Genomic DNA, 8,373 nt, shown 5'->3' on the forward strand with positions numbered 1-8,373 from the left:
CCCTTTGATACCTGGGCGCTCTATTATCCCAGCTGGCAGGAAGTGGCCACAACCATCCTGCCGGTCGCCTACGGGATCATGTTGATCATGATCTCCTACCGCTACCTGCCGATCTTTCCCCAGGAGGCAGAGTTGAACCCCATCCAGGAGGAGACGGCCATGGCGGTGGAAGCCCACACGGAATCCGCGCCGGGTCTAAAACCGGCTAACGCATAGCCGCCTAAAGAGGAGAAAACATGTTTCCTTTCAGTTTTGAATGGATCTGGGACGCGGGCCACATTGTATTTCACGGCGGTCTCTGGTACGCCCTGAACATCATCGGTATCGGCATGACCTATTGTGTGATCAAGGCCGTGATCGACTCGACCAAGGGCAAGGGCGGTCACGGACACCACTAGCCGTCTGTCCCATCTGACGAAACCAAGAATAAGCGCCTCTCCCGGACTGCGGTCCCCGGGAGGGGCGCTTTCACTTTTTGTGGCCCTAACCCGCCCATGGGCACGGGATGGATGAACCCGTTGTGATCCTTTGCTGACCGGCCTTGGCATGGTAACGATTGGTGATTATTATGTTCAGATAAATGCCCAAGCAGCCGAGTGATAGATACCATCGCCACAAAAAAGACGGCGGTTGAAAGGAGCACTGGCATGACCAAACAGCCCACCCCCGACGACTTCAGGACCGTTCTGAGCATCGACCCCCTACTAGATTTCTGGCGTCAACAGGTGACGCCAAAGTGTTCGCATATGGCCGAGATGTTTAAGGTATTTGAAAAATGGGTGCAGGAGACGCCGGAATTGAAGGGAGATATCGACCGGCCGGATCTGGCCGCCCGCCACGCGGATATTCTTTCACCGTTGATGAGTGTGGCCTTTCCCTCGTCCACCTGGGAAACGGAGATCAGTGGTGCCTTCACCCCCTTCCAACACGACACCATCTATTGCACACCGGCTTACCGTAAGCTCCTCTACGATAGCGGGGGCAAGATCGCCGGGCGCCTCAAAGGCGAAAACAACACCCTCGATTTTCAACGTTTCGTCCGCGCCTACGCTCTCATTCTCAAGCGCCTCTATGGAATCGACCAGGGTGTCAACAGCCCCCTTATCCGTATCGTTACCGATCCGACGACGGGTTTGGAGCGCCATTTCCAGATCACACCCGACTTTCAGTTTGTTCAGGTGGGAACCGTGGGCAAACCGCGCGAATTGACCGAGGAGCAGCGTGAGCGCGTGATCGAGCATATCGCCAACCCTGAGGTGCTGACCGCCCTGCTGCCCCCCGGTGATTTCATTTTCCGGGGATTCACCGTGGTGCGTGCCGTTGACGTCACCGAATCAGAGATCACCTCTGCCCTGGAACGCGACCTGATCGACCAGGAATCTATCTTTTCGGCCGATGGCTTCAAACGGTTGCAGAGCCGACTGCACACCCTGTTCGGCCAGCCGGACCTGAAAGCGAGCCTGGCAGCGGTTCAGGGGGACCAGGTATTGATCCTCAACGACGGACACACGTCCAAGGCCAACTGCCTGTTCACCAATTCCAGCCACATTCCCATGAACGATCTGAAAAATTCGGTGTGGCTCCAGGCCGTCGACCACAAGGAAATTTTGCGTATACCTGACCTGAGCAAAGAGCCAAACCTGTGTCCGGCCGAACAGGAGGCCGTCGACCATGGTGTGCGATCCATGCTCATCGCACCGCTCTATTTCGGCGGTGAGGCCATCGGCACATTTTGGGTCAAATCCAATCGACCCTACGGGTTAGGTGCCGTGGACGTCGAAAAAATGCGCCATATCGTCCCTCTGTTCTCCATGGCTCTGAAAAGGGGGGTCGAAGACATGAACAACGAGGTTCAGTCGGTGATCAAAAAAAAATGCACCGCCGTCCACCCATCCGTGGAGTGGCGCTTCCGCAATGCCGCCATGGAACACATGGAGCGGTTGCGCCAGGGAGATCCTTCCGAGATGGAGCCGATCGTCTTCAAGGGGGTCATCCCCCTGTTCGGCCAGTCGGACATTCGTGGCTCCTCGGAGGCCCGGGTGCAGGGTATTCAGGCTGACCTGACCAACCAGTTGACCCTGGCCGGGATCATCATGCAACGCGCCGCCGAAGTAAAATCCTGGCCGCTGATCGACGAATTCAGCTACCGAATCGAAAAGCGCATCGCCGGAATCAAGGCCGGCCTGTCCACCGAAGAGGAAACCCTGGTCGCATCCTTTCTCCAGCGGGAAGTTGAACCCAGCTTTGACGAACTGCGCGCCATCGGCCCCGGCGTCAGCCATGCCATCGACAGGTATAACCAGGCGGTGGATCCGGTGATGGGGGTGGTCTATCGCAAGCGCAAGGCGTTTGAGGAGAGCGTCTTCAAACTCAATGAGCGGCTGTCGGGCTATGTCGACCAGGAGCAGGTCGAAGCCCAGAAAATCATCCCCCACTATTTCGAAAAGCACCAGACCGACGGCATCGACTACGTGATCTATCTGGGGGCGTCCATGCATCCTGAAGGGAAACACCATCCGTTTTTCCAGAAAAACCTGGCCTTGTGGCAATTCAAACTCGCCTGCGGACTGGCCTGGCATACCCGGCAGATCCAATCCGAGCTGAAGGTTCCGCTGGACGTCTGCCACCTGATCCTGGTCAACCACGCTCCCCTTTCCATACGCTTCCGGTATGATGAAAAGCGCTTCGATGTGGACGGCGCCTATGACGTGCGCCATGAGATCATTAAATCCCGCCTGGACAAAGCCATGGTCAAGGGCGGCCGGGAACGCCTCACCCAACCGGGCAAGATCGCCATTGTCTATTCTCACCCCAAGGAAGGCAGGGATATCCGGCGTCACATCGACTACCTGCAAAGCCGTGAACATCTGTTGAGAGATCTGGAGACGATTGACCTGGAAGATCTTCCCGGCGTCCAGGGCCTCAAGGCGCTTCGCGTAGGTGTGAATCTGGAAGCCGGTGCCGCCGCCCGGGGCCTCGAACAGATAGCCGGGTAGGCCGGCCCGCGATCAGGAGAAATACCGTCTTCTCGCCGCCTGTGAGTCGATATTGCCGACGCCGAGGCAATTGACAGGATGGGGCGCGGGCGGGATTCGTAAAACAGTCATCTACTGCCGGGAGGGCGAGATGGCTGGTCCGATCGGAACTACCGGTAGAGACTGACCCACCAGACCCGCATGCAGCATGGATGCACCTCCTTTTTGTAAAACTTTTGTCAACCCGCCGCGCCCTACTTGTCACCACCCCACATTTTATTTAAACATAGCGTTCAATGATCATTGTACCTGCCAGAACTGAAGGATTCATATGATAAAATCGCTGATTCACGGGACACGCGGCGTACTTTCGCTTATGTTTTACACCCTCAATACGCTGGTCTGCTGTGTTCCTATCTTTATCGTGGCGTTGATCAAGCTGCTGCTTCCCGTCAAGCCGATCCAGACTGGCTGCCGCATGATCCTGACGGCCATTGCCAACGGCTGGATCGCAGTGAACAACCTGAACCAGAAGCTGTTCAACGGCGTCCGATGGGATGTCCGCGGCCTGGACAATCTCAATCCCAAAGGCTGGTACATGGTGGTGGCCAACCACCAGTCCTGGGTGGACATCCTGGTCCTCCAGACGGTCTTTTACCGCAAGATTCCGTTCCTGAAGTTTTTCCTTAAAAAAGAGCTGTTCTGGTTTCCCTTTCTGGGGCAGGCCTGGTGGGCCTTGGATTTCCCTTTCATGAAGCGCTACTCCAGACAGTTTCTCAAACAGAACCCCCATCTGATCGGTAAAGATCTGGAAATCACCAAGCGGGCCTGTGATAAGTTCAGGAACATTCCCGTGTCGGTGATGAACTTCGTCGAAGGTACGCGATTCACACGGGAAAAGCATTCCCGCCAACGATCGCCTTACACCCATCTGCTGCGCACCAAGGCCGGCGGCATGGCATTCGTTCTGGCGGCCATGGGCGACAAGCTCCAGCACATTGTGGACGTGACGATCGCCTATCCCCAGGGCGCTGCCACGTTCTGGGATTTTGTCTGCGGACGGGTAAAAGAGATCAAAGTCAGAGTGAAAACCCTGCCCATCGACAGCGAAATGATGGGCGACTACCTTCAGGATCCGCAGTTCAAACGGGGTTTCCAGAACTGGCTTAACAGCCTGTGGCAGGAAAAAGATCGTGATTTGGCCCGCATGCTGGCCCGCTGAACCTGATTTTCAACGCGTTATGGTTGGGAAATAAAAAAGGCTCCTGTTTAAACAGGAGCCTTTTTTTATTGCCCGGCCCGTGGAACCCGCCGCTATCTGAATATCAGTCTACGCGTTATTTTGCGAGGTTGTTGTGATGTTCGGGTCTAATGCCTTTTTTTAGAATCTATCACCGCCAAAGTTTAACACGCTCAATTTAGGTATCCGTAAATGTTTTAATCGATTTAATGACTTGGGCTTCGATCTCTTCAAACAGTGTATAGGAAATAGCATATGATTTTTGCTGATAGCTTATCTTGCCTGCCTTCAGGTCGACAAGATACAATTCAATCGGAATCTGATCATATTCGGTTGTGCTTCGCATGATCAAGGCAACGTCGGCGTCTATCCCGGCACAATACTGCACCACTGCAGCAGCATCAACCTCAGAAGAAGAGAACAATTTAGCTTTCTTCCAAATTTTCGATTTATCAGCCTCGGGATCATCCCTGTATGCATACACTAGACTGACATTGCCCTGTTTTTCAATCCCATTCAAGACCGATTCGTACTGGTGCTTGATGGTAGCAAACTGAAAATTCTGAAACAAACTTGGCAGAAAGGCGACTTTAAATTTTTGATTGGCTTCGAATGTTTTTTTAACGTTGCTGGTCTCATTTTTTTCATGGAGTGGCGCCAATTTTGCGATAGGTTGGTTTTTTTCACGCGGCTCAATATTTTTTTTAACGACAGCAGCTTCTTTATCCCCGTATTTTTCGATATATATTTTCGCCAAGGTGATGAAGGCGCCATTGGGAAATGCATCGATATACGACTGGTACTGTTTTACATCCTTAGAATCCTTGACCGACTCCCAGAATAGAAGTTCAACTGATTCCGAAGGCCGGCTATCTTGGGTTACCACGTTGACTTGTTCGGGTGAAACGAAATAAAAATTTGCCGTTAAAGACGACGATTCCCATGGTACTTGGCGCTTTTCCGACGCCTCCATGACCTCGATCCGCACCTTTTTGAAGCAGTCCTCGATGCTTAACCCACCCTGGTTTATGAATTTAAGCAGTTTTTCGGTGTACAATCCGTTTCGACCTTCACCATCAGCGGCAACTGATCCGGGTGCTGTCGAATAGGCCAGGATGGAACCGGTGGGCGCTTCCATTTTTGCCAGGCCCCGATCGCCGGACCTAAATTTACTGGCGAATGGATTGTTCCTGCAGGCATCCAGTATGATGATGTTGATACCGTTTCCGGCATCTTCCATTTTACCCAGCACACGCCCTGCATCGACCGTTTCGAATTTGATGTCTGATTCCGAATCAACGTTGGCATCAATGGGAATTAGATAATTCCGGCCGGACACCTGGACACCGTGGCCTGCAAAATAGAACAGGCCCACACCGCCCTTGCGCAGGTTCTTGCCAAATTTTAAGATCTCATCCTCCATTGCCTTGTGGGTCGCATCGACCGCTAAGGTCACCGCAAATCCAAGACGCCTCAAAGCCGTTGAAATATCGGTGGCATCGTTGGCTGGGTTGGCCAGCGGTGAGATGTGACGATAGCGGCTGTTGCCAATGACCAAGGCTTGACCCTTCGTATCGCCGCTCAACCATAGATCGGTTTTGGCGCCGTTGTCAGCAGCAAGTCCACTTGATGCAGCGATGGCTGTACCGGCAACCATCGAAAAAATAATGACTGTCCGTATTTTCTGAATCACTTTGGGGAATATTGAGACCTGCATTCGTCATCCGTATTCGAACCTATCCCAAAAATTGTCTAAGTCCCATGGCAGCTTTATGAAACGGCTCAATATGCTCACAACCTACATGGCTGCTCCGCTTTTTCGCCTTTGAATGCTATGCCCTGATCCTCGATCCTTATTTTTGAGATGGGTAATAGTAAATGTGGTTAGAAGCCGGCTTTTGCAATGGGTAAACTGATGAATTCGTAAGTCGTATTTCCGACGGGTTCGTAAAAAAGCCGAAATCAAGGCTTAGGAGCCGCGAAAGCGAGCGGGGTTCGCGAGCGAACTATAAATCGATCGTCATTTATACGGCAAAGATTCCCCGCAGAGAATCTTCAATCCCTAATAACGATGGGTACTTACGGTGCTCCACAGTGACGAGGGGTGAAGCGTAACGCAGATATCGGCTTTTTTACGAATTCGTCAAGATTCGCTGATACTAACTACCCCAATGGGAAAGTCCGTGCCGACCATGTGGACTTGCGGAATCTGTTCGAAATTGAAGGCATTCATGGTGATGGAGGGGACCTGATCGTTGACGTAGGCGGCAAGTTCGAAAAGGCCGGTGTAACCGTCGCGGTTGCCATACTGCGCATCCGCGTGGTGCATGCCTTGGAGGAGTACATAGGTGAAAACGCCGTGGCCCTGGTAGCCTTCAGCGGCGGGCTGCACATCTGTGGCGGCCACGATGGTGGCCCGGCCGGTGGCTCGCGTGAGCTTGGCGATGGCGGTTTTCTCGGCCATACCGCGCATGGCTACCATAGACTGCGAGAACGATCCGCTTTCGCACGTGTCGATCAACACCAGGCTCTTGCGGGCAGGGATGTCGGCCAGCCAACTCTGGAGGTGATCCTGATTGATGGCGTCTTTGCGAACGGCATCTTCATTGTAATAGCGAAAGTCCTGGGGCAGGAAATAGTACCGGCCGTCGAGGGTCACGCCATGGCCGGCCAGGTAGAGCATGAAAACATCTTGAGGGACAATGGTCTCTTTTATCCGTTGAAAGGCTTGTCCAAGCCCCTTCAGCGTGACCTGGTCGTCAAACAGCGGGACCACCCGCACATTGTGAAACAGCGGGGCCCCTGTCTGGCGAATAATGTCGACGATAGCCTGGCCGTCCTGGACGGCATATTTCAGCCGCAAGGCTTTGTCGCGATATTGATTGATGCCCACGACCAGCAGGTGAAGCGTCGGAGACGTCGCGACATCCTCTTTTAAAGGAGATTCAGGTGGTACGGGAACTCCGGATGATGCGGTATGCGAAGGGGTGTTTGGATCAAGGGACGGAAGTGGCTCAACTTTAGCGACAACGGGTGGTGGCGGTGTCCCCACCGGGGCCTCGCCCGCTGGACCAGGCGGCAGCGGTGCAGTCGAGGGTAAAGCCGCCAGTTCGGAGATTATTGGTGCGGGTGGCGACTTGACGGTGAAGGTGAGAATTGCGGGAGACGAGGCGATCTCGTTGCGCCGGTTATAGGCTACCAGCTCGACAGTGTTGTTCCCCGGCAAAAGTTGGAACTGTTGTTTGAGGGTTAACAAGTCGGTTTTCGATGTTGTTTGATCGGCGCTGGCCAACCGCGAGGTAGCACTGTCGGCATAGGAATCGGTGGCCACGGTGGTCTCATTGATCCGCCAGACGACTTTGCCGATGCCGCCGCCCTGATCCATGACATTGGCGTGCACATCGATGACCTGTCGGTCAACCGCCGTGTCGGCAGTTGGATTGATGAATGCGACCCGCGGTGCAAGTCCACCGGCAAGAACCTCCTTGACGTCTGTAGACGCCTCCTTTTTTTGCCAGAGTTTTTCCGGGTCGCCATGCAGCTTCGCATGCACAAGATCAGGCCGATAGAAGCGATCGTAAAACTGGTCGACCGACACGTATTCAGCAGTCTTGTCAATACCCCGGTTGATGCTATAGCCGATTTGATGCGCCCCTTTTTCAGATGCCGCGAAATAGCCTTCAGGCGTCCATGCGATCCACTCGCCGTCGACAGTTGGAAAGAGGGACAAGGTGGGCCCGATCTCCGTGTTATCCGTTGCACCAAGTTTTTCCAGATTCCACAATTTTAGGGTTTGATCGTTGGCGCCGGAAAGCGCCCAGCGGCCGTCGGCCGAGACGGCCACGGCAGTGATCATGCCGGTGTGGCCGGTGAGCCTGGCCTTGGTTTGGCCATTCAGCGTGTAGATTCGAAGATCGCCATTTTGACCACCGGACAGGATATGTTGACCATCCGGAGTCAAAGTGAATGCGCTGTGCCAAAGGCCTTGTTCTTGCCCCTTTTCGATCGTGCTGAGCTTTTTCCATCCTTTTCTTACATCCATTCGGGGATCGCCGTCTTTTTTAACAGCCAGCGAAAGATCCCCAATGCGTTCCTGAGATCGCGTTGCCTCGGCTTTGGAGAGCCCACCGACAAGGCGATCCAGTTTAATTAAATCGA

5 protein-coding genes and 1 pseudogene are annotated in these 8,373 nt (G+C 53.8%); 4 read left to right on the forward strand and 2 right to left on the reverse strand.

The window, feature by feature from the left end:
- The 4 genes and pseudogenes from ABYV26_RS15435 to ABYV26_RS15450 form a co-directional block, all read left to right on the forward strand.
- A pseudogene (locus tag ABYV26_RS15435) lies at window positions 1-216 on the forward strand (hypothetical protein); the annotation flags it as partial.
- Between the two features lie 20 nt (window positions 217-236).
- The gene (locus ABYV26_RS15440) at window positions 237-398 is read left to right on the forward strand and encodes a hypothetical protein (RefSeq protein ID WP_372682253.1); all 162 of its coding nucleotides are present in this window, start codon (window positions 237-239) and stop codon (window positions 396-398) included.
- Between the two features lie 249 nt (window positions 399-647).
- Window positions 648-2,996, forward strand: coding sequence for a GAF domain-containing protein (locus ABYV26_RS15445; protein WP_372682254.1), 2,349 nt, complete (start codon window positions 648-650; stop codon window positions 2,994-2,996).
- A gap of 310 nt (window positions 2,997-3,306) precedes the next feature.
- Complete coding sequence (locus tag ABYV26_RS15450; RefSeq protein WP_372682255.1) at window positions 3,307-4,197, forward strand: acyltransferase; 891 nt, start codon at window positions 3,307-3,309, stop codon at window positions 4,195-4,197.
- Window positions 4,198-4,393: 196 nt separating this feature from the next.
- On the opposite strand, the gene ABYV26_RS15455 is transcribed toward ABYV26_RS15450, so the two are convergent.
- A complete protein-coding gene (locus ABYV26_RS15455; protein ID WP_372682256.1) occupies window positions 4,394-5,932 on the reverse strand; it encodes a caspase domain-containing protein in 1,539 nt (512 codons plus the stop codon).
- Between the two features lie 426 nt (window positions 5,933-6,358).
- A partial coding sequence (locus ABYV26_RS15460; protein ID WP_372682257.1) for a caspase family protein occupies window positions 6,359-8,373 on the reverse strand: 2,015 nt, incomplete at its 5' end.

The organism is Desulfosarcina sp. (assembly GCF_041551955.1).
Lineage (GTDB): Bacteria > Desulfobacterota > Desulfobacteria > Desulfobacterales > Desulfosarcinaceae > Desulfosarcina.

Bases quoted from the DNA above. Each gene is read 5' to 3' on its own strand.
- ABYV26_RS15440 (WP_372682253.1), top strand. From the start codon at position 237: ATGTTTCCTTTCAGTTTTGAATGGATCTGGGACGCGGGCCACATTGTA.
- ABYV26_RS15445 (WP_372682254.1), top strand. From the start codon at position 648: ATGACCAAACAGCCCACCCCCGACGACTTCAGGACCGTTCTGAGCATC.
- ABYV26_RS15450 (WP_372682255.1), top strand. From the start codon at position 3,307: ATGATAAAATCGCTGATTCACGGGACACGCGGCGTACTTTCGCTTATG.
- ABYV26_RS15455 (WP_372682256.1), bottom strand. From the start codon at position 5,932: ATGCAGGTCTCAATATTCCCCAAAGTGATTCAGAAAATACGGACAGTC.